This window comes from Pseudomonas sp. RC4D1 (assembly GCF_018390395.1).
Classification (GTDB): Bacteria; Pseudomonadota; Gammaproteobacteria; order Pseudomonadales; family Pseudomonadaceae; genus Aquipseudomonas; species Aquipseudomonas danubii.
Genome location: NZ_JAHBAW010000001.1, coordinates 1,030,231 through 1,053,052, shown reverse-complemented (window position 1 = coordinate 1,053,052; position 22,822 = coordinate 1,030,231). Strand labels below are relative to the sequence as shown.

The window sequence follows — 22,822 nt, the reverse complement described above, 5'->3', positions numbered from 1 at the left end:
GAATTAGCTCCTGTTTTGAACCTGAACGATAGGGAGCTCCGCCCCCACTGTGTGTTGCCCGCCTCGCGAGCCGCGCTTGGCGTGGTACATGGCCTCATCGGCAGCGTTCAACAGGCTGCCGGGAGTCACGCCATGATCCGGGTACACGGCAATGCCGATGCTCAGCGACGTCATGATCGACAGGTTGCCAGGCAATTGAATCGGCACGTCCATGCTGTGGATGATTTTGTCTGCGATGCGCTGGGCATCTTCAACCCGGTGCAGCGGGCTGAGCAGCACGGCGAATTCGTCGCCGCCCAGCCGGGCCACCAGATCCTCTTCACGCAGCTGCGCGCGAATTCGCGTGGCCACCGCCACCAGCACCGCATCACCCGCGGCGTGGCCGAAGTTGTCGTTGATTTCCTTGAACCGGTCACTGTCGAGAAACAGCACCGCCATGCGCTCGTTGAGCTTGTTGGCGCTGCGCAGTGCACGAATCAGCCGCCCCTCGAAAAACGCCCGGTTGGGCAGGCCGGTCAGGCTGTCGTGACTGGCCTGGTGAGCCAGGGTCTCATTCTCGCTTTGCAGGTGAGTCTGCCAGGCTTCCAGCTCATCGAGCAGGGCATTGAAGTCGTTGCCGAGGTTGTCCAGTTCGGCGATTTCCGCCGGCGGCACCCGCTGATCAAAGGCCCGCTCGCGCCGCGCCGCGTGGGCCACTTCCGCCAGACTGCGCAAGGGCCCGGTGATCCCCCGCAGTTGCCGGCGTGCCAGGTACAGCGACACCCAGGCACTCAAGGCAGTACAAAGCACGATACCCACCAGACCACTGAGCAGAAAGCGCAGCAGACTGCCGCCATGGCCGGTGACGTTGACGCTGCCCACTTCTCGGTTCTGATGAAGAATCGGCAAGCTGATGGGCTTTTCCAGGATCGCACTGGCAACGTGCATTTCCAGACGGGTCAGCAGACCGCTTTCTGGACGTTGCCAACTGGCCAGCAGACGGCCCTGGTTGTCATAGACCTTGGCATCGGCCACCTCTTCGGTTGAGGCAATCAGGGCCAGGGCCTCGGTGGCCACCACACTGTCGTTGAACACCACGGCCGCTTCCACGGTGTAGCTGATGGACCGGGCAATCAGGTGCAGGTTGTGATCGGCATAGACCCGCAATGCCAGGACCCCGAGGAAGGTCAGGGACAGGCTGGCCATGGAGATCGCCAACAGGGCGACGATCAGGTGACCGCGACCTATAACCGACCGCAGGGTCGGGCGGGCGTTGGGCTTGAACAGCTTCATGGCGCCGCCGGGCGACGACGCGACAGTTGCAGCACGCTGGGATGGATCTTCACCCCGCTGCGGGCCACTGAATCCAGGTTGACCTCGAACGACACTTGGTTGTCGCTGACCCGCAGGCAGAACAGGCTGCCAACGGTGCACTGATCGCCCCCCTCGCTGATGCTCAGCACGGGTTGGCCGATCAGCGAATTGAACAGGCGGCTCCGTTCATCGTTGCTCAGTTTGCCGACATAGACCGAGTCGCACTCACTGACGATTGCCGGGCTGCTGGCCAACAGGCGACGCACCAGCACCGGACGGCCGGTAGCCTGAGTAGTGCCCTTGAGCAGATCGTCGGTGTATTCGGTCGGGCCCACCACGCACAGGCGCAGTTCTGCAGGCTCCACGGGCCAGCGAGCGTAGCTGAGGATACCCAGCACCACTTGCGTCACTGCCTTGGCCCGCTGTTCCGCCAGGCTGGTAGAGGCTGACGGCTCTGGCTGCGCAATGGCAAGCAGACTGAACAGGCAAAGAATGGTCGACAGTACACACTGCCTCCACCCCAAAATGCGCTCTGTCCTGAAGACAGCCACGTCCATGCAGGGATTCTCTTTGAATTTCACGGAAATGATGCCGCAACGATAGCACAGCCCGGGAAAATGCAGCGAGCCCAGCGCCCCAAAACGGTGCTGGGCACTGGACAGCAACGCAGTGCTCAGTCCAGTTCCAGCATCAACCCGCTAAGGCGCTTGACCTTGCGCCGCACCGCCTCTTCAAACACCCCGGCCCGAGGCTCGATCAGGCTGAACCAATCCTTGGCCCGGGTGATTCCTGTATAGATCAATTCCTTGGTCAGCACCGGGTTCAGGGCGTCGGGCAGGATCAGCGCAGTATGGGCGAACTCCGAACCCTGGGACTTGTGCACGGTCATGGCGTAGACCGTTTCCACGTCATTGAGCCGGCTCGGCAGCACCAGGCGTACCCCGCCCTGGCCATCGTTGCGCGGGAAAGCCACCCGCAGCACCTGACGCCCGGCTTGCGGCCCCTCATGTTCCGGCAGCTTGAGGGCAATGCCAATATCGCCATTCATCAGGCCCAGACCATAGTCGTTACGGGTCATCAGCACGGGGCGGCCTTCGTACCATTGCTGGTCGCTGTCGATCAGCCGAGCCTTGAACAACGCCTGGGTGATCCGCAGGTTCAATCCTTCGACGCCCCACGGCCCCTTGCGCACGGCACAGAGCAACTGGAAGCGATCGAAGGCCTGCAGGACGTTGCGCGCCCAATCAGTCCAGCGGCGGTCTTCCAGGGCGGTGTCCGCGGGTGGACGCTGACTGCGAAGCACATTCAGGTAATGCCGATAGCCTTGTGGCCCCTCGCCGTGGCCTTCCAGCAACAGGCGCTCAAGGGCTCGGTCCTGCTCGCCCTTGAGACTCAAGCTGTACAAGTCCGCATGGCTGCGAGCCGCCAGCAGGCGCCGGGCCTCCTCGGCCTGTTGTTGATTGACCCAGCGCGCCAGCTGGCCAATGCCACTGCCTTCGCCGAAACGCCGGGAGTGGCGCAGCATCACCACCTGCTGCGCCAGGGGATGCTGGTGCCCGGTGTCTTCCTGCAAGCCGCTGGCGCCCAGGTTCTCAGCGCTGACCGCTTCCAGCCAGGCGCGAGTCTGCGGGTTGTACCAGCCGGCCTCGGCATCGCGACACAGGTCACCGAGCACCGCCCCCGCCTCCACCGACGCCAGTTGATCCTTGTCTCCCAGCAGCACCAGGCGGGCATGAATGGGCAAGGCGTCCAGCAGATTGGCCATCATTTCCAGGTCGATCATCGAAGCTTCGTCCACCACCAGCACATCCAGGGGCAGACGGTTGCCAGCGTGGTGGCGGAAATGCCGGGTGCCCGGGCGATTGCCCAGCAAGCGGTGCACCGTGGTCACCTCGCTGGGGATCTTTTCCCGTACCTCGTCGGCGACTGCCAGGGACCGCACTTGCAGGCTGATGGACTCGGTGAGGCGGGCCGCGGCCTTGCCAGTGGGCGCCGCCAGACGAATGCGCAAGGGTTTGCGCGCCTCCACCGCCGGGGCCTGGAGCAACGCCAGCAGACGCACCACGGTGGTGGTTTTGCCCGTGCCGGGGCCGCCGGTGATGATGCTGAAGGCGCCTCGGGTCGCCAGGGCACAGGCGAGTTTCTGCCAATCGATGGGCCCGGCAGCCTTGGCCGGGCCAAACAGCCCGTCCAGGCGCTGGGCCAGATTCTCCGGAGTCGCTTCCGTCGACGCCAGGCGCTGGCGCAGGGCGTTGTCGATCCGCCGTTCATAGGCCCAGTAGCGCCGCAGGTACAGGCGCTTTCCGGACAGCACCAACGGCCGCTGCTGGGACGCCTCGCCGTGATCAGCCGACAGGGCCACCAGCCGGCTGCCGGCCAGGACCTTGCACCAGTGCGCCCCCTCCAGATTCGCCAACACCTGGGAAGGCAGCACCGTGGCACCGCCTTGCGAATCCCCTTCCGGCGGCAGCGATAGAGCGAAATCCGGCTCCTTGAGGGTTTCGAACAGGTCCAGGCAGACATGCCCATGACCCAACTGGTGACTGGTCAGGGCCGCGGCCATGAGCACCAACGGATCGCAGCCGGGGTCCAGCTCATGGAGGAAACCGACAAAAGCCTTGTCCAGGGCCCGCAGCCAGCCGCGCTCGACCCAGAGCTCTAACAACAACAGCAGGTCTTCGGCGCGAGCCAGGGGCGCCAAGTCGAACTGGGGCGCTGGCGGCTCGGCCAACTGGGCAAACAGATCCTGGGTCATAACAGCACTCCCTGTTCCCAGGCGGGCTCGGCCTTGGGCGGCTCGGGCTGGCCCTGGAACATGCGGTCGAGGCGTTCGATCAACTGCCGTGGCGGCCGGGCAAAGTACGCGCCCTGGCTCGCGGAGCGGCTACCGCGCAAAAACAGGTACAAGGCGCCGCCGATGTGCCGATCGTAATCGTAGTCCGCCAACCGGGCCTTCAGCTGCCGGTGCAGCGCCAGCAGGTAGAGCACGTATTGCAGGTCGTAGCGGTTGTCGAGAATCGATTGTTCCATGGCCTGCTCGGTGTAGGCCGCGTCGTCCACGCCCAGCCAGTTGGATTTGTAGTCGGCCACGTAATAGCGGCCCTGATGTTCGAATGTCAGGTCGATGAAGCCCTTGAACATGCCATTGAGCAGCACCGGCTCGGCGGTGACCCGAGGCGCGCCCTGGTGGGTCTGCTGGCGCACCAGCTCGTCGAGCTTGAGCACGTCAACCTTGTGGCTGGCAAACCAGAACTCCATTTCGACCCGGTACTGGGTCAGTCGCCCCAGCACCACTGGCGGTTGCCCATCCCCCACAGGCAGGGGCGCCTGCAACAAGTGCTGCAGCCAATCGCTGAGGGTCAAAATCCAGCCTTGCCAGCCGCGACGATTGCAACGACGGGCGATGGCATCCTCGATCACCGCGGGGGCGGCGGCAAAACCCTCCTCCCCGGCCCATTCCAGCAGACCGTGGAGGAAAGTGCCGGGGTTCGGCCCCCGGGGAAACCGGTGAATATCGCCACCACTGGCGACGACTTCCCGAGGGGCCTCGGGGTCCAGCCGCTCATCGTCGAAGAGCTTCTGTGCCTGGGGATTTTCCGGTGCTTCGGTGCTGCCGCTGCCCAAGGTATCGCTGATGCGCAAGGCACTGTAGGAGGCGATCCACCAGTTCTCCGCCGCCCGTCGAATCGGCTGCAACGGGGCCAGCAGCCTGGCGTCATTGCGCGGTGGGTAAAAGCGCTGGTCATCGGCCGCAGGCAGCTCGCTGACACCGATGGCCTCACAGCCTTGCTGCAAGTCCAGGAGCCAGCGCAGCAATCCCTTGGACTCGCCCAACAGGGCACCGCCGCCAAGCAGGTAGCCCAGGGCCGACAAGTGCAACACCGAGCTGCTGTGGTTGCCGCGCTTGAGGTCGGCCACTCCCAGCCAGCAGGCATGCTGGGCACGGGTCAGGGCCACGTAGAGCAGACGCAGATCTTCCGCCAGACGCTCCTCATCGGCTTGGGCGATCAGCTCCGGCGTCGGTCGCAAACTGACCTGGGCCTTGCCGGCAGCATCGTGGTAATGCAGCGGCAGGCGACTGCCATCCACCGGTTTGGTGGAGCAGATGAAGGGCAGGAACACCAAGGGGTATTCCAGGCCCTTGGACTTGTGGATGGTCACCACCTTGACCAGTTGCTCGTCGCTTTCCAGGCGCAGGATCTGCTCTTCACCGGCCTGCCCGGACAACGCCAGATGCTCGGCCAGATGGCGGATCAGCGCCTGCTCACCGTCCAGTTCCGCAGCGTTCTGCTGCAACAACTCAGACAGGTGCAGGAGGTTGGTCAGCACCCGCTCGCCGTCGCTGCGGGCCATCAGCGCCTGGGGCAGCTGGAAGTCATGGAGCAGGCGTCGGAGCATCGGCAGCACGCCCTGGCTGCGCCAGATCGTGCGGTATCCGCGGAACTGCATGACTCGGGCTTCCCAGGCCAGTTCGTCCTGATTCAGCCGCTCCAGTTCCACCAGGGACAGGTTCAGGGTCAGGGAGGCCAGGGCGGCCCGCAGCGGACGCTCCACATCCGGTTCGGCGCAAGCCTTGAGCCACACCAGCAGGTCCCGGGCTTCCTGGGCGGCGAACACCGAGTCCTTGTCCGAGAGGTACACGCTGCGCACCCCGCGGGCGGCCAATTCACCGCGCACCGCCTGGGCCTCCTTGCCGTCGCGGACCAGGATGGCAATATCCGCCGGCAACAGGCCCTTGAGTTCCTGCTGGTCGCGGACAAAGCCACTGCGCCCCTGCTGACCGCCATTGAGCAGATCGACAATGGCACTGGCACAGGCCGCGGCCTGCTGCTGACGATACTGGGCCCCGGACAGCGGTTGCTCCGAAGGCAGTTGCCAGAAGTTCAGCGCTGGCACCGCTTGGCCATCCACCTGCAGGCGCTCCTTGCGGCCCTGAGCGGCTACCGCCAGGAAGGGCACCGGATTCTCGCCATCCTCTTCACGAAACAGGAAAGCCCCCTGCCCTTGCTGGCGCTGTTCGGCTTGCAGGAACACATGGTTGACCGCACTGACCATGGCCTGGCTGGAACGGAAGTTGGTGCCCAGGGTGTGCAAGCGTCCCGCGGTGGCCTGGCGGGCCCGCAGGTAGGTGTAGATGTCGGCGCCACGGAAGGCGTAGATCGCTTGCTTGGGGTCGCCAATCAGGAACAGCCCGGTTTCGGGGTCGTTGGCCTCGATGCGATAGATACTTTCGAAGATCCGGTACTGCACCGGATCGGTGTCCTGGAACTCGTCGATCAGGGCCACCGGGAACTGCTCGCGGATCAGAGTCGCCAGGCGCTCGCCGCCGTCGCTTTGCAGGGCGCTGTCCAGACGCAGCAACATATCGTCAAAGCCCATTTCGGCGCGGCGACGCTTCTCTTCTTCAAAACGCGCACCGACCCACTGCGCAGCATGCTGCAGGACTGCGGCGTCCGGGCTGGGCAAGGCGTCGAGGCTGGCCTTGAGTCCAGCCATGGCATCGAGCCCCGGGTGCTGCGGCGCTTCACCTTTCCAGGCCTCGCTCATTCCGTCTGGGGTCAGGCGGGTGAAGCCGGTGCCAATATCCAACTGCTCAACGGATTCGTCCTCGGCCCAGGCAATGATCTTTTCAAACCAGGGCTCGAAGAAGCGGGCCTGCATCTTGCGGCCGTCGACACTCTTGCTGGCAACGCCTTGCAGACAGATCTCCCGCAACTCCACCGCCCATTGCCGCCAGGGCGCCTTGAGTTGCACCAGCGCTTCCCGACGCTCCTGCAAACAGGCTTCGATCAATTCACTGGGGGTCTGTTCCGACGGCTCACGACGCTCGCTGCCGAACATTGCCCGCACCCGGGGCAGCAATTGGGCCGGGCCGACCCAGTTGGAGCGCACCCAGTTGAGCGCATCGCCCTGCATCGGATAGCAGAACAAGCGCCAGTAATCGCGCAGCACCTGACCCAGCAGATCGCTGTGGTCGGTTTCCAGGGTCTGGGTAAACAGGCTGCCGCTGTCGAAAGCGTGCTCGCGGAGCATGCGTTGGCACCAGCTGTGAATGGTGGAGACGGCGGCCTCATCCATCCACTGCGCGGCGATGTCCAGGCGGTTGGCGCAGGCGGCCCATTGTTCGGCGGGGTACTGCTCCCGCAGCTCGACGATCAGGCTATCGGGGGCGCTGGTTTCGTCACGGAAGAAGCGTGCGGCCTCCGCCAGACGGGTGCGGATGCGTTCGCGCAACTCCTTGGTAGCCGCATCGGTGAAGGTCACCACCAGGATCTGCGGCGGCAGCAATTCGCGACCAAAACCTGCGGACTCGCCACCGTGGCCCAGCACCAGACGCAGATAGAGCGCGGAGATGGTGAAGGTCTTGCCGGTGCCGGCACTGGCCTCGATCAGTTGGCTGCCCCGTAGGGGGAAGGCCAGGGCCAGAGGGACTTGTTGAGTCATGCGCCGGCCTCCTCGCCGAGGGCTGAACGCCAGGGGGCGTCCAGCAGGGGGCGATAGAGTGTCTCGGCCCAGCCACTGAAGGTTTCATCAGCGATCAGGGCGTTGTAGTCGGCGAATTGCCGAGCCAATGCCGGGCTTTCTCGACGCTCGCCTTCACTGTTCTGGCCATCGCCATCGTAGGTCTTGCGGGCCGCGGCAGCGGCTTTGTCAGGATCGGTCTGGCCCAGCCAGGCGAAGGCAGTCTTGACGGCCACCGGCAGTGGCTGACGCATGCCCGATTGCCAGGCCAGCAGCAGATTGCCGAGGATCGCCCGAGCCTGATCCTGTTCCAACGGCGGCAACAGCAGGCTGTCATCGCTGGCCACCAACGCGGTGGTCAGGGAGTAACCGCTGGCGCAGGCCAGCAGATGGTTGATCCAGGGCTTGATCAAGCGGTGCCATTTGCGGGTTTTGAGCGAACCTATGCCGTTGGGAATGGTGGTCACGGCCAATAGTCCGCCATCCGCCCGTTGATGCAGGTGGCTCAACCAGCCTTCCAGGCGCACACCCTGCAATTCCAGGCTGACAGGCAATGCACTGGTGACCGGGGTTGGCCACAGATCCAGCAGTTGCCGGTAGCGCTGCAACAAATCCGGCAGGGGCTCCATGAGTTCGCGCTGCAGGCACTCGCCGAAACCGGCCATAGGCAACAGGCCGCTGGCTTGCAGCCTTTGCGCCTGGGCCTGCAAGGCCTGATCCGGGTGTGCGGCATCGCTCAATGCGGCCTCCAGCAAGCTGTCGCTGAGGCTGTAACGTTGCAGGGCGTCGAGGACAAAGGGCTCCTCGTCAGCCAGTGGTGCTTCCATGGCTTCAAAAAACACCTTGAGCCGTTGGCTGAAAAAGTGCCGTACCGGGTTGCGCAGAAAATCCTGCAACTGGGCCAGGCTCAAGGGCTCATCCTGTACATAAGGCTCGAGGCGTTCGGTGGTGCCGGTTTCTGCCGGGGCCTGATGCAATACCTGCCACTCCCGGGCGTAACTGAACAGGACGTCATTGTCATGAAAATAGCGGGCACTGAAGGGCTGCAGCGGGTGCTCCTGGGTCAGGGCCTCAAGCAGGGACTGCTGCGCATCGGCCAATCGCCAGCCACCGGCCAGATGATCGCGCAACTGGCCGATCAGCACCGAGGCAGGCCGTTCGCTGTTATCGCGGATGCTGCGGCCAACCCAACTGACATAGAGTTGGTCCCGGGCTGAGAGCAACGCTTCGAGCAGCAGATAGCGGTCATCTTCGCGTCGGGAACGGTCGCCGGGGCGGTAGTCGCTGCCCATCAGGTCGAAGTCCAGGGGCGGTTGCGCCCGTGGGTAGTCACCGTCATTCATGCCCAGCAGGCACACCAGCTTGAAGGGGATTGCACGCATCGGCATCAGGGTGCAGAAATTCACGGCGCCGGCGAGGAAGCGCTGGGACAAGCGGCCCTGATCAAGGCCCGCCAGCCAGGCTTCACGCACCACGGTCAGGGGCAATTGATCTTGCAGACCGACGGAGTCGCAGGTTTCCAGCCAGTTTTCCCGAAGGTCCTCGAGCTGGCCCAACAGGTAATCGTCATGCTCGGTGCTAGCCAGGAAGAACTGTTCCAGCAAGTGCTGCAGGCGCTCGCCCCATTGGGCTGGCACAGCAGGCTGAGTGAGTTGCTGGTAGGCAATCTGCAGGGCATCCAGCAGTGCGACCAAGGGGCCGATCAGCGCGGCATCCAGGCCGCCGATTTCGTCATAAGGCTCAATGCCGTCGCAGGCATCGGAGCGGCCGACCGCATATCCCAGGAGCATTCGGCGCAGGCCGAAACGCCAGCTGTTTTGCTCAAGCTCCTGGGGCAGTCCCAATTCGGCACGTTGTTCGGCGTTCATGCCCCAACGGATGCCGGCACCTTCGATCCAGCGGTGCAAGGTAGGCAGGTCGGCTTCATCGACACCAAAACGCGCACGCAATGCCGGGACGTCCAGCAGGTCGAGAATCTCACTGACCGGGAAGCGGCTATCCGGGAGTTTGAGCAGGTGTTCGACGGCGATCAGCAACGGGTCGCGACCGCGCTGTCCCTGGTCGGTGAGGGTAAAGGGAATGAAACGTCGGTCATCACGCTCCAACTGGCCGAATACCGCACGGATATGCGGGGCGTAGCTGTCGATGTCGGGGACCATGACGATGACGTCGCGAGGCCGCAGGTCGGGCTCGGCGCTGAAGCGTGCCAGGAGCTGGTCGTGGAGGATTTCCACCTCGCGCTGGGCACTATGGGCAATGTGAAAACGGATCGACTGGTCCTGCTGGAGATCGACTTCGGGCCACAGTTCGCGAGTCTCGTTGAGGGGACGCAGCTCGAGGATATCGTCCTGCAGCTGCTGAAGCATGGTGCGTGGCTGGCTGTCGCTGAACAGGTCGATGCGGCCATCGCGGAAAGCCGCGCGATAACTGTTGGGGTCGTCGTAGCTGTCCAGCAGGTTGATGTAGTCACGGCCCTGCTTGCCCCAGGCGGCCAGCAACGGGTGGGCATGCTGGTGCAGGGTTTGCGGGTCCAGGGCCAGTGGCGTACCGGCTTTGCGCGCCTGGCGTTTGTACTGATGGCGCAGCAGATCCTTGTCGGCAACGATGTCCGCCCAGTGATGGCGACAGGGGTTGTGCACACAGAGAAGGACTTGGCTGAAACGGGCCAATCCGGCCAAAGCCTCCAAGGCCTGGGCCGGCAAGGAAGAAATACCGAAAACGATCACCCGTGACGGCAGGCCAGCGGGAGCTTGATCCAGGTTATTGATCCGCTCGATAAAGCGTTGGTGGACTCCGGCTCGGCTCTGGGCCATGCCCTCGGTACCCACATCCAGAAGCAGTGCTCGCCACAGTTCGGCTTGCCAGCAGTTGGCCGGGGTCAGGGCTTTGGCTTCGCCACGAACGTTACGCAGTGAATGGCGTCCAGCGGCCCAGTCCTCCAGCCAATCGGCCCGATAGACCTGGTACTGGTCGAACAGGTCGGCAAGGCGCTCTGCCAGTTGGTAGCGTTTACGCAAATCACTGTCGTGGGTCAGGAAGCGCTGCAGGGGTTCGAAGTGGGGCTCATCGATCAGTTCTGGCAGCAGGCGCATCAGACGCCAGGTCAGCGGGGCTTTGTCCAAAAGGGATTTAGGCGGGATTTCATCGCGTCCCAATACCAGACGATAAAGCTGCCACATGAAGCTGCCAGGCAATTGCACATCGATGGCGGCGGCAATGCCGCAACCGCCGGAGTCGTCCTCTTCAGGATCTTCAGCCAGGGCCAACTTCAGCCATTGCGCGATGCCATTGCTCTGCACCAGGGCGATTTCATTTTCCAGAGGGGCCAGCGGGTAGCGCCGCATCCAGCTGACCACCAGGCTGCGCAACTCGTCCAGGCGGTTACCGTGAACCACCATAAAACCTGGGGTGAGGGACGAGGCGTCCGGCATAAGGGCTTCCTTGGAGAATACAAAAAGCTAGGCCGGAACCTTAGCACTGTCACGGGGTGGTGGCAGCCGGAGCGAGCAAACAGCACAAGAGAAACCGCTGCAGCTTTTCTCCGCGCAAAAACAAAACCCCAATTGCTTTCGCAATTGGGGTTTCGGAATTTAATCTTGACGATGACCTACTCTCACATGGGGAAACCCCACACTACCATCGGCGATGCATCGTTTCACTTCTGAGTTCGGGATGGGATCAGGTGGTTCCAACGCTCTATGGTCGTCAAGAAATTCGGTAGCCAGTCCGTTGCTGATGCAACGTGCCAGCGAATGGGTATGTAATAGATTTGTGTGTTGTGCAAACTTTCGGTTTGTTTCGTCTTCACACACCGCAATCTGGTCTCTTTCGAGTTCGCAAATTGCTTGGGTGTTATATGGTCAAGCCTCACGGGCAATTAGTATTGGTTAGCTCAACGCCTCACAGCGCTTACACACCCAACCTATCAACGTCGTAGTCTTCGACGGCCCTTTAGGGGATTCAAGATCCCAGTGAGATCTCATCTTGAGGCAAGTTTCCCGCTTAGATGCTTTCAGCGGTTATCTTTTCCGAACATAGCTACCCGGCAATGCCACTGGCGTGACAACCGGAACACCAGAGGTTCGTCCACTCCGGTCCTCTCGTACTAGGAGCAGCCCCTCTCAAATCTCAAACGTCCACGGCAGATAGGGACCGAACTGTCTCACGACGTTCTAAACCCAGCTCGCGTACCACTTTAAATGGCGAACAGCCATACCCTTGGGACCGGCTTCAGCCCCAGGATGTGATGAGCCGACATCGAGGTGCCAAACACCGCCGTCGATATGAACTCTTGGGCGGTATCAGCCTGTTATCCCCGGAGTACCTTTTATCCGTTGAGCGATGGCCCTTCCATACAGAACCACCGGATCACTAAGACCTACTTTCGTACCTGCTCGACGTGTCTGTCTCGCAGTCAAGCGCGCTTTTGCCTTTATACTCTACGACCGATTTCCGACCGGTCTGAGCGCACCTTCGTACTCCTCCGTTACTCTTTAGGAGGAGACCGCCCCAGTCAAACTACCCACCATACACTGTCCTCGATCCGGATAACGGACCTGAGTTAGAACCTCAAAGTTGCCAGGGTGGTATTTCAAGGATGGCTCCACGCAAACTGGCGTTCACGCTTCAAAGCCTCCCACCTATCCTACACAAGCAAATTCAAAGTCCAGTGCAAAGCTATAGTAAAGGTTCACGGGGTCTTTCCGTCTAGCCGCGGATACACTGCATCTTCACAGCGATTTCAATTTCACTGAGTCTCGGGTGGAGACAGCGCCGCCATCGTTACGCCATTCGTGCAGGTCGGAACTTACCCGACAAGGAATTTCGCTACCTTAGGACCGTTATAGTTACGGCCGCCGTTTACCGGGGCTTCGATCAAGAGCTTCGCGTTAGCTAACCCCATCAATTAACCTTCCGGCACCGGGCAGGCGTCACACCCTATACGTCCACTTTCGTGTTTGCAGAGTGCTGTGTTTTTAATAAACAGTCGCAGCGGCCTGGTATCTTCGACCGGCATGAGCTTACGGAGCAAGTCCTTCACCCTCACCGGCGCACCTTCTCCCGAAGTTACGGTGCCATTTTGCCTAGTTCCTTCACCCGAGTTCTCTCAAGCGCCTTGGTATTCTCTACCCAACCACCTGTGTCGGTTTGGGGTACGGTTCCTAGTTATCTGAAGCTTAGAAGCTTTTCTTGGAAGCATGGCATCAACCACTTCGTCACCTAAAAGGTAACTCGTCATCAGCTCTCGGCCTTAGAACCCCGGATTTACCTAAGATTCCAGCCTACCACCTTAAACTTGGACAACCAACGCCAAGCTGGCCTAGCCTTCTCCGTCCCTCCATCGCAATAACTAGAAGTACAGGAATATTAACCTGTTTTCCATCGACTACGCTTTTCAGCCTCGCCTTAGGGACCGACTAACCCTGCGTCGATTAACGTTGCGCAGGAAACCTTGGTCTTTCGGCGTGGGTGTTTTTCACACCCATTGTCGTTACTCATGTCAGCATTCGCACTTCTGATACCTCCAGCAAGCTTCTCAACTCACCTTCACAGGCTTACAGAACGCTCCTCTACCGCATCACTTACGTGATACCCGTAGCTTCGGTGTATGGTTTGAGCCCCGTTACATCTTCCGCGCAGGCCGACTCGACTAGTGAGCTATTACGCTTTCTTTAAAGGGTGGCTGCTTCTAAGCCAACCTCCTAGCTGTCTAAGCCTTCCCACATCGTTTCCCACTTAACCATAACTTTGGGACCTTAGCTGACGGTCTGGGTTGTTTCCCTTTTCACGACGGACGTTAGCACCCGCCGTGTGTCTCCCATGCTCGGCACTTGTAGGTATTCGGAGTTTGCATCGGTTTGGTAAGTCGGGATGACCCCCTAGCCGAAACAGTGCTCTACCCCCTACAGTGATACATGAGGCGCTACCTAAATAGCTTTCGAGGAGAACCAGCTATCTCCGAGCTTGATTAGCCTTTCACTCCGATCCACAGGTCATCCGCTAACTTTTCAACGGTAGTCGGTTCGGTCCTCCAGTCAGTGTTACCTAACCTTCAACCTGCCCATGGATAGATCGCCCGGTTTCGGGTCTATTCCCAGCGACTAGACGCCCTATTAAGACTCGCTTTCGCTACGCCTCCCCTATTCGGTTAAGCTCGCCACTGAAAATAAGTCGCTGACCCATTATACAAAAGGTACGCAGTCACAGAACAAAGTCTGCTCCCACTGCTTGTACGCATACGGTTTCAGGATCTATTTCACTCCCCTCTCCGGGGTTCTTTTCGCCTTTCCCTCACGGTACTAGTTCACTATCGGTCAGTCAGTAGTATTTAGCCTTGGAGGATGGTCCCCCCATATTCAGACAAGGTTTCTCGTGCCCCGTCCTACTCGATTTCATGATTAAGAGATTTTCGCGTACAGGGCTATCACCCACTATGGCCGCACTTTCCAGAGCGTTCCGCTAATCTCAAAGCCACTTAAGGGCTAGTCCCCGTTCGCTCGCCACTACTAAGGGAATCTCGGTTGATTTCTTTTCCTCAGGGTACTTAGATGTTTCAGTTCCCCTGGTTCGCCTCTTGCACCTATGTATTCAGTACAAGATAACCATCTTATGATGGCTGGGTTCCCCCATTCAGAGATCTCCGGATCAAAGTCTGTTTGCCGACTCCCCGAAGCTTATCGCAGGCTACCACGTCTTTCATCGCCTCTGACTGCCAAGGCATCCACCGTATGCGCTTCTTCACTTGACCATATAACCCCAAGCAATCTGGTTATACTATGAAGACGACATTCGCCGAAAATTTGCAATTTAACTCACAAATTTTACCTTAGCCTGATCCGTTACCAGTGAAAGTAACGTTCAGTCTATCTTTCTATCACATACCCAAATTTTTAAAGAACGATCTAATCAAAAGACTAGAAATCAACATTCAAGCAGAATGCTCATTTCTAAGCTTTCAGAAGCAGTTTATGGTGGAGCCAAGCGGGATCGAACCGCTGACCTCCTGCGTGCAAGGCAGGCGCTCTCCCAGCTGAGCTATGGCCCCATAACAAAATTGGTGGGTCTGGGCAGATTCGAACTGCCGACCTCACCCTTATCAGGGGTGCGCTCTAACCAACTGAGCTACAGACCCAATTTCGAGCTTGTAACTGTTAGCTTGGAGCTATCAGCTTGGAGCTTAAAGCTGCTTCTATCGTCTTCTTCAATGAATCAAGCAATTCGTGTGGGAGCTTATGAAGCAGCTGATGTCGTCGATTAAGGAGGTGATCCAGCCGCAGGTTCCCCTACGGCTACCTTGTTACGACTTCACCCCAGTCATGAATCACACCGTGGTAACCGTCCTCCCGAAGGTTAGACTAGCTACTTCTGGTGCAACCCACTCCCATGGTGTGACGGGCGGTGTGTACAAGGCCCGGGAACGTATTCACCGCGACATTCTGATTCGCGATTACTAGCGATTCCGACTTCACGCAGTCGAGTTGCAGACTGCGATCCGGACTACGATCGGTTTTATGGGATTAGCTCCACCTCGCGGCTTGGCAACCCTTTGTACCGACCATTGTAGCACGTGTGTAGCCCAGGCCGTAAGGGCCATGATGACTTGACGTCATCCCCACCTTCCTCCGGTTTGTCACCGGCAGTCTCCTTAGAGTGCCCACCATAACGTGCTGGTAACTAAGGACAAGGGTTGCGCTCGTTACGGGACTTAACCCAACATCTCACGACACGAGCTGACGACAGCCATGCAGCACCTGTCTCAATGTTCCCGAAGGCACCAATCTATCTCTAGAAAGTTCATTGGATGTCAAGGCCTGGTAAGGTTCTTCGCGTTGCTTCGAATTAAACCACATGCTCCACCGCTTGTGCGGGCCCCCGTCAATTCATTTGAGTTTTAACCTTGCGGCCGTACTCCCCAGGCGGTCAACTTAATGCGTTAGCTGCGCCACTAAGAGCTCAAGGCTCCCAACGGCTAGTTGACATCGTTTACGGCGTGGACTACCAGGGTATCTAATCCTGTTTGCTCCCCACGCTTTCGCACCTCAGTGTCAGTATCAGTCCAGGTGGTCGCCTTCGCCACTGGTGTTCCTTCCTATATCTACGCATTTCACCGCTACACAGGAAATTCCACCACCCTCTACCATACTCTAGCTTGCCAGTTTTGGATGCAGTTCCCAGGTTGAGCCCGGGGCTTTCACATCCAACTTAACAAACCACCTACGCGCGCTTTACGCCCAGTAATTCCGATTAACGCTTGCACCCTCTGTATTACCGCGGCTGCTGGCACAGAGTTAGCCGGTGCTTATTCTGTCGGTAACGTCAAAACAATCACGTATTAGGTAACTGCCCTTCCTCCCAACTTAAAGTGCTTTACAATCCGAAGACCTTCTTCACACACGCGGCATGGCTGGATCAGGCTTTCGCCCATTGTCCAATATTCCCCACTGCTGCCTCCCGTAGGAGTCTGGACCGTGTCTCAGTTCCAGTGTGACTGATCATCCTCTCAGACCAGTTACGGATCGTCGCCTTGGTGAGCCATTACCTCACCAACTAGCTAATCCGACCTAGGCTCATCTAATAGCGTGAGGTCCGAAGATCCCCCACTTTCTCCCGTAGGACGTATGCGGTATTAGCGCCCGTTTCCGGACGTTATCCCCCACTACTAGGCAGATTCCTAGGCATTACTCACCCGTCCGCCGCTCGCCACCAGGTACAAGTACCCGTGCTGCCGCTCGACTTGCATGTGTTAGGCCTGCCGCCAGCGTTCAATCTGAGCCATGATCAAACTCTTCAGTTCAAACATCTTTGGGTTTTGAGAAAACCCTAAACTTGGCTCAGCAATCGTTGGTTACATCTTTGATTTCTCGCGGAGTAACTTGTGATGCTGATAATCTTTTTGACTATCAGTCTGACTCCACAAGCACCCACACGAATTGCTTGATTCAGTTGTTAAAGAGCGGTTGGTTAAGATCTTTCGTCTCAACCGAGGCGCGCATTCTACAGCAGCCTCATTTGCTGTCAAGTGATTTTTTTAAGAAGTTTTCAAAGTTTCCTTTTTAACTTCAACCACTTGCGCTTCCGATCTCTCGTTAGCGGGAGGCGAATTCTACAGCGTTACACGCTGCTGTCAACACCTCTTTTTAACCGCTTTCGACCGAGAGGATCGAATCGTTAATAAGGCGAAAACACACTGCCTTACCAACTGCTTCTGGCTTCGATGAACTGAAGCGTAACCGCTGCCGAAAACCGCGTAACTCGTTGAATTTCAAGGAGTTTTCCGTTTCGACTGCGCCGGAAGTGGGGCGAATTATAGACCTGTAGATTCTGCCGTCAACACTTATTTTCATAAATCTGTCATATCGATCAGAAACGCCCATAAAAGCAAAGGCCGGCCCATCAGGGCCGGCCTTTGTTGTCTCGCTACTTACAAGCTAGGGAAGGCGAACTGCGACGCTTCGTGACTGGCACGTTGCGGCCAACGCTGGGTAATAGCCTTGCGGCGGGTATAGAAACGCACGCCATCAGGACCATAAGCATGCAGGTCACCGAACAGCGAACGCTTCCAGCCACCAAAGCTGTGATAAGCCACTGGCACTGGCAGCGGTACGTTGACGCCCACCATGCCCACTTCAATCTCGTCACAGAACAGACGCGCCGCTTCACCGTCACGGGTAAAGATGCAGGTACCGTTACCATACTCATGGTCGTTGATCAGTTGCATAGCCTCTTCCAGGCTATTGACCCGAACGATGCACAGCACCGGACCAAAGATCTCTTCTTTATAGATGCGCATCTCAGGTGTGACGCGATCGAACAGGCAGCCACCCAGGAAGAAGCCCTCTTCATGACCGGCAACGCTCAGGCCACGGCCATCCACCACCAGTTGCGCACCGGCAGCGACGCCCTCCTCTACATAACCACTGACCTTATCGCGAGCCTGGGCAGTCACCAGCGGCCCCATGTCCAGGCCACAGGAAGTGCCGGCACCAATCTTCAGCGCCTTGATCTGCGGAACCAACTTGGTCACAAGAGCATCCGCCACTTGATCACCCACGCACACAGCTACCGAAATCGCCATGCAACGCTCACCACAGGAACCATAGGCTGCGCCCATCAAAGCACTGACGGCGTTATCCAGATCGGCATCAGGCATCAGCACCGCATGGTTCTTCGCCCCGCCCAATGCCTGAACCCGCTTGCCGCGCTTGGTGCCTTCGGCATAGATGTACTCGGCAATGGGAGTCGACCCTACAAAACTCAGCGCCTTGACTTCCGGCGCCTCGATCAGCGCATCCACCGCAGCCTTGTCACCATGCACTACGTTCAGCACGCCCTTGGGCAGACCGGCCTCATGCAGAAGCTCGGCAATCAACAGGGTGGAGCTTGGATCGCGTTCGGACGGTTTGAGGATAAAGCAGTTACCGCAAACGATCGCCAGCGGGTACATCCACAGCGGAACCATGGCCGGGAAGTTGAACGGGGTGATACCGGCCACCACGCCCAACGGCTGGAAGTCGGACCAGGCATCGATGTTCGGGCCGACATTACGACTGTATTCGCCCTTGAGGATTTCCGGCGCGGCACAGGCATATTCGACGTTCTCGATACCGCGCTTCAATTCACCAGCCGCGTCCTCCAGCGTCTTACCGTGTTCTTCACTGATCAGTTGGGCAATGCGTGCCTCGTTCTGCTCCAGCAGTTGTTTGAAGCGAAACATCACCTGGGCGCGCTTGGCCGGTGGCGTATTACGCCAGGCCGGGAACGCGGATTTGGCAGAGTCAATGGCTTGCTGGATGGTTTCACGGCTGGCCAACGGCACTTTATGAATCGCCTTGCCAGTGGAAGGGTTGAATACATCGCTGCTACGACCGTTGTCGCTGACCAGTTCGCCATGGATCAGGTGTTGAATCAAACTCATGCGGGGACTCCTGAAAAGGGGGAAGGCGCAGGCACGAAACGCTTCATGCCTGCCTCTATATAAGAAGGATCGAATCAGTCGAGCTTGTTCAGCACTTCGCCAACCGCATCGAACAGACGATCGAGGTCTTGCGGCTTGCTATTGAAGGTTGGGCCGAACTGCAGGGTGTCGCCGCCGAAGCGCACGTAGAAACCAGCTTTCCACAGGGCCATGCCGGCCTCGAACGGACGCACAATCGCATCACCGTCCCTGTGCGCGATCTGGATCGCACCGGCCAGGCCGAAGTTACGGATGTCGATCACGTTCTTCGCGCCCTTGATGCCGTGCAGCGCATTCTCGAAATGCGGAGCAACTTCAGCCACGCTCTGCACCAGGTTTTCCTTCTGCAGCAGATCCAGTGCAGCCAGACCCGCAGCGCACGCCACCGGGTGCGCCGAATAGGTGTAGCCGTGGGGGAATTCCACTGCGTACTCAGGCGTCGCCTGGTTCATGAAGGTCTGATAGATCTCGGAGCTGGCAATCACCGCGCCCATGGGAATGGCGCCGTTGGTGACCTGCTTGGCCACACACATCAGATCCGGGGTTACGCCGAAGCTGTCGGCGCCGAACATCGCCCCCGTACGACCGAAGCCTGTGATCACTTCGTCGAACACCAGCAGGATGTTGTGCTGATCACAGACTTCCCGCAGACGCTTGAGATAACCCTGTGGCGGCACCAGTACGCCAGCCGAGCCAGCCATCGGCTCGACGAAGACCGCAGCGATATTGGAAGCATCGTGCAGTTCAATCAGCTTCAGCAGCTCATCGGCCAGGGCAATACCGCCCTGCTCCGGCATGCCACGGGAAAACGCGTTACTGGCCAGCAGAGTGTGCGGCAGGTGGTCCACATCCATCATTGCCTGGCCGAACAGTTTACGGTTGCCGTTGACCCCGCCCAGGCTGGTGCCGGCGATGTTCACACCGTGATAGCCACGGGCACGGCCGATCATCTTGGTCTTGGTCGACTGGCCTTTCAGGCGCCAGTAGGCACGCACCATCTTCACTGCGGTATCAGCGCACTCGGAGCCGGAGTCGGTGAAGAATACGTGGTTCAGGTTGCCCGGAGTCAGGTCGGTGATTTTTTCCGCCAGTTGAAACGACAGCGGGTGACCGTATTGGAAGCCTGGAGAGTAATCCAGGGTGCCCAGTTGCTTGGATACCGCTTCCTGGATCTCTTTGCGCGAGTGACCGGCGCCGCAGGTCCACAGACCGGACAGCGAGTCATAGACCTTGCGACCCTTGTCATCCACCAGCCAGCTGCCTTCGGCGCCGACGATCAAGCGCGGGTCGCGTTGGAAGTTGCGATTGGCGGTGTAGGGCATCCAGTGAGCGTCAAGCTTGAGCTGACTGGCCAAAGATGGAATCGCGGTTTCCGGCATGTTCATGAGCAAAACCTCGCAAGGCAATGAAGCGGCGTAGGAATAAAAGCGTTGTTGCGACTAAGTTGCCACGGCTATAAAGTCGGTGAAATCCAACTTTAATAACCTTCAGTCTGGCATCCACTAAACTATGAGCAGCCGTCGCGCCGACCCGCTGGCGCAAGTCAGCGACTTTGATATCCGCCTGCTGCGGATCTTTCGCAGCGTTGTGGAATGCGGTGGTTTCTCCGCCGCAGAGACCGTGCTCGGCATTGGCCGCTCGGCCATCAGCCAACAGATGAGTGATCTGGAGCAACGGGTCGGCCTGCGCCTGTGCCAACGCGGACGCGCCGGCTTTTCCCTCACCGAAGAAGGCCGCGAGGTCTATCAGTCGAGCCTGCAACTGCTCAGCGCCCTGGAGAGCTTCCGCACCGAGGTCAACGGCCTGCACCGCCACCTGCGGGGCGAGTTGATCATCGGCCTCACCGACAACCTGGTGACCCTGCCCCACATGCGCATCACCCACGCCCTGGCGCAATTGAAGGAGCGCGGCCCGGACGTGCAGATCCAGATCCGCATGATCGCCCCCAACGAAGTCGAGCAAGGGGTACTCGACGGTCGCCTGCACGTCGGCGTGGTGCCCCAGGCCAGCGCCCTGTCTGGATTGGAGTATCAGCCGCTGTATGACGAACGTTCATTGCTGTACTGCGCGGTGGGCCATCCCCTGTTCTACGTGGACGACAAGCAACTGGACGATCAGCGTCTCAATGACCAGGACGCCATTGCCCCGACCTTCCGCCTGCCCGCGGAAATCCAGGCCCACTATCAAGCATTGAACTGCACCGCCAGCGCATCCGACCGCGAAGGCATGGCCTTCCTGATCCTCACCGGACGCTATATCGGCTACCTCCCTGACCACTACGCCACCCTCTGGGTGCAGCAGGGCCGGTTGCGCGCGCTCAAGCCCAAGTCTCGCTTTTATGACCTGAGCCTGGCATCGGTCACACGCAAGGGCCGGCGCCCCCACCTGGTGCTGGAAAGCTTCCTGGAGAGCCTGGCGGCGACCCGCTAAAAACCGGCAAAGCCCCGTACTCGCATGGCCGCATCGACAACCAGACAAAATGGCCTGAGCACCTGGACCGCTTTTTTGCAAAGACCTCGGCACCTAGAACCTTCAGCCCGAGCTCCACGCCCTGCAGCCAGATGCTTCCCGCAGCGGTGAACTGATCCATGGACTCAACGACCGCCGCACCCCCTGGCAGCCCTGCTGATGCGCCTGCTGCCGGAAGGTAAAAGCCTGCCAAACGACATAAATCCGGCGCCGGAAAAACACAGCCTGAAGGCCCGCTGAAGCTTTTGTCGCGCCAAGGCTTGTCTGATCAACCTGGGTGCGCTATCAACGCACAGGTTGCACCCACAGACTTGCTCGGAAACCTCCATGACCTTTGAAGTCCCCGCCCACAGCACTCCTCACCCAGGCAAACCCGCCAGCCGCATTCGGCAGAAGAATGAAGAGGCCATCATCCAGGCCGCCGAGGACGAGTTCGCCCGTCACGGCTTCAAAGGCACCAGCATGAACACCATCGCGCAGAAGGCCGGCCTGCCCAAAGCCAACCTGCACTACTACTTCACCAACAAGCTGGGGCTGTACATCGCGGTGCTGAGCAACATCCTCGAACTCTGGGACAGCACCTTCAACACCCTCACCGCCGAGGATGACCCGGCGGAGGCCCTGACCCGCTACATCCGCGCCAAGATGGAATTTTCCCGTCGCCAGCCACAGGCCTCGCGGATCTTCGCCATGGAAATCATCAGTGGCGGCGAATGCCTGAGCGAATACTTCAGCCAGGACTACCGCGCCTGGTTCCAAGGCCGGGCCAATGTGTTCCAGGCCTGGATCGACGCCGGCAAGATGGACCCGGTTGACCCGGTGCACCTGATCTTCCTGCTCTGGGGCAGCACCCAGCACTACGCCGACTTCGCCACCCAGATCTGCCGCGTCACCGGCCGCAGCCGCCTGACCAAGCAGGATTTCGAAGAGGCCGGCACCAACCTGATCCGTATCATCCTCAAAGGCTGTGGCCTGACTCCCGCCCAGAAAGACTGACGCTCATGCCCTTTACCCTGGCCGGCCTTTGCGAGTACCGCGAAGAGATTCGCAAAAGCCGCTTCATCACCTTTGCCGCGCCCATCACCAGCGCGGTCGAGGCCCAAGCCTTCATCCAGCAATACAGTGACCTCAACGCCTCCCACAATTGCTGGGCATGGAAGCTGGCCGATCAGTACCGCAGCAACGACGACGGCGAACCTGGCGGCACCGCCGGACGGCCGATCCTCGCGGCCATCGAGGCCCAGGATTGCGATCAGGTAGCCGTGCTGGTGATCCGCTGGTACGGCGGCATCCAGCTGGGCACTGGTGGCCTGGCCCGGGCCTACGGCGGCGGTGCCAACAAATGCCTGCAAGGCGCCGAACGCATCGCCCTGGTCAACCGCATACCGCTGCGCTGCGCCTGCAGTTTCAGCGAGCTGGCCCTGGTCAAGTTGCGGATCGCCGATCTGGGCGGACTACTGGTCCAGGAAGACTTCACCGCCCATGGCGTGGAGTTGCAACTGGCCCTGGGCGAAGAGCAGATCGATACCCTGCAACAGCAGTTGGCCGACCTCAGCCGCGGACGCATCCTCTTGCAGCGCTGAGCGCACCAACCCGGCCCGAGCACCTTGTGCATAACCCGGCAGAGCCTCCCGCAGTTGCCCA

10 protein-coding genes, 2 tRNA genes and 3 rRNA genes are annotated in these 22,822 nt (G+C 59.7%); 3 read left to right on the top strand and 12 right to left on the bottom strand.

The annotated features are described in order from the left end of the window. Positions 1-3 precede the first annotated feature (3 nt). The 12 genes from dgcN to aptA all read right to left on the bottom strand — a co-directional run bounded on the left by dgcN (position 4) and on the right by aptA (position 20,094). Positions 4-1,272: a diguanylate cyclase DgcN/YfiN gene (gene dgcN / locus KHO49_RS04740; protein ID WP_102861014.1), complete on the bottom strand. Its 1,269-nt coding sequence runs from the start codon at positions 1,270-1,272 to the stop codon at positions 4-6. Then, the gene (yfiR, locus tag KHO49_RS04735) at positions 1,269-1,850 is read right to left on the bottom strand and encodes a regulatory sequestration protein YfiR (protein ID WP_102861706.1); all 582 of its coding nucleotides are present in this window, start codon (positions 1,848-1,850) and stop codon (positions 1,269-1,271) included. The genes dgcN and yfiR overlap by 4 nt, the downstream gene beginning before the upstream one ends. Before the next feature lie 116 nt (positions 1,851-1,966). Then, on the bottom strand, positions 1,967-4,048 hold the full coding sequence (gene recD, locus KHO49_RS04730; RefSeq protein ID WP_213664688.1) for an exodeoxyribonuclease V subunit alpha: 2,082 nt from the start codon (positions 4,046-4,048) through the stop codon (positions 1,967-1,969). Beyond that, on the bottom strand, positions 4,045-7,737 hold the full coding sequence (gene recB, locus KHO49_RS04725; protein ID WP_213664687.1) for an exodeoxyribonuclease V subunit beta: 3,693 nt from the start codon (positions 7,735-7,737) through the stop codon (positions 4,045-4,047). The genes recD and recB overlap by 4 nt, the downstream gene beginning before the upstream one ends. Further along, the gene (recC, locus tag KHO49_RS04720) at positions 7,734-11,186 is read right to left on the bottom strand and encodes an exodeoxyribonuclease V subunit gamma (RefSeq protein ID WP_213664686.1); all 3,453 of its coding nucleotides are present in this window, start codon (positions 11,184-11,186) and stop codon (positions 7,734-7,736) included. The genes recB and recC overlap by 4 nt, the downstream gene beginning before the upstream one ends. Before the next feature lie 163 nt (positions 11,187-11,349). Next, positions 11,350-11,465 (bottom strand): 5S ribosomal RNA (rrf, locus tag KHO49_RS04715). Between the two features lie 146 nt (positions 11,466-11,611). Next, positions 11,612-14,503 (bottom strand): 23S ribosomal RNA (locus KHO49_RS04710). A gap of 221 nt (positions 14,504-14,724) precedes the next feature. After that, positions 14,725-14,800, bottom strand: a tRNA-Ala gene (locus tag KHO49_RS04705). A gap of 10 nt (positions 14,801-14,810) precedes the next feature. Next, positions 14,811-14,887 (bottom strand) — tRNA-Ile (locus tag KHO49_RS04700). Between the two features lie 123 nt (positions 14,888-15,010). Then, positions 15,011-16,549: ribosomal RNA gene (locus KHO49_RS04695) — 16S ribosomal RNA — on the bottom strand. Together the 16S, 23S and 5S rRNA genes with 2 tRNA genes alongside form the textbook arrangement of a ribosomal RNA operon. A gap of 627 nt (positions 16,550-17,176) precedes the next feature. Continuing rightward, complete coding sequence (locus KHO49_RS04690; RefSeq protein WP_102863050.1) at positions 17,177-18,670, bottom strand: CoA-acylating methylmalonate-semialdehyde dehydrogenase; 1,494 nt, start codon at positions 18,668-18,670, stop codon at positions 17,177-17,179. Positions 18,671-18,744: 74 nt separating this feature from the next. Further along, the gene (gene aptA / locus KHO49_RS04685; RefSeq protein ID WP_213664685.1) at positions 18,745-20,094 is read right to left on the bottom strand and encodes an omega-aminotransferase AptA; all 1,350 of its coding nucleotides are present in this window, start codon (positions 20,092-20,094) and stop codon (positions 18,745-18,747) included. Positions 20,095-20,218: 124 nt separating this feature from the next. Between aptA and KHO49_RS04680 the strand changes: the two genes are divergently transcribed. The 3 genes from KHO49_RS04680 (at position 20,219) to KHO49_RS04670 (ending at position 22,761) form a co-directional block, all read left to right on the top strand. Continuing rightward, positions 20,219-21,139 (top strand): LysR family transcriptional regulator, encoded by a 921-nt coding sequence (locus KHO49_RS04680; protein ID WP_102863048.1) that lies wholly within the window; start codon positions 20,219-20,221, stop codon positions 21,137-21,139. A gap of 366 nt (positions 21,140-21,505) precedes the next feature. Beyond that, a complete protein-coding gene (locus KHO49_RS04675) occupies positions 21,506-22,174 on the top strand; it encodes a TetR/AcrR family transcriptional regulator (RefSeq protein ID WP_102863047.1) in 669 nt (222 codons plus the stop codon). Positions 22,175-22,179: 5 nt separating this feature from the next. Beyond that, on the top strand, positions 22,180-22,761 hold the full coding sequence (locus KHO49_RS04670; RefSeq protein ID WP_213664684.1) for an IMPACT family protein: 582 nt from the start codon (positions 22,180-22,182) through the stop codon (positions 22,759-22,761). The last annotated feature ends 61 nt before the right edge of the window (positions 22,762-22,822 follow it).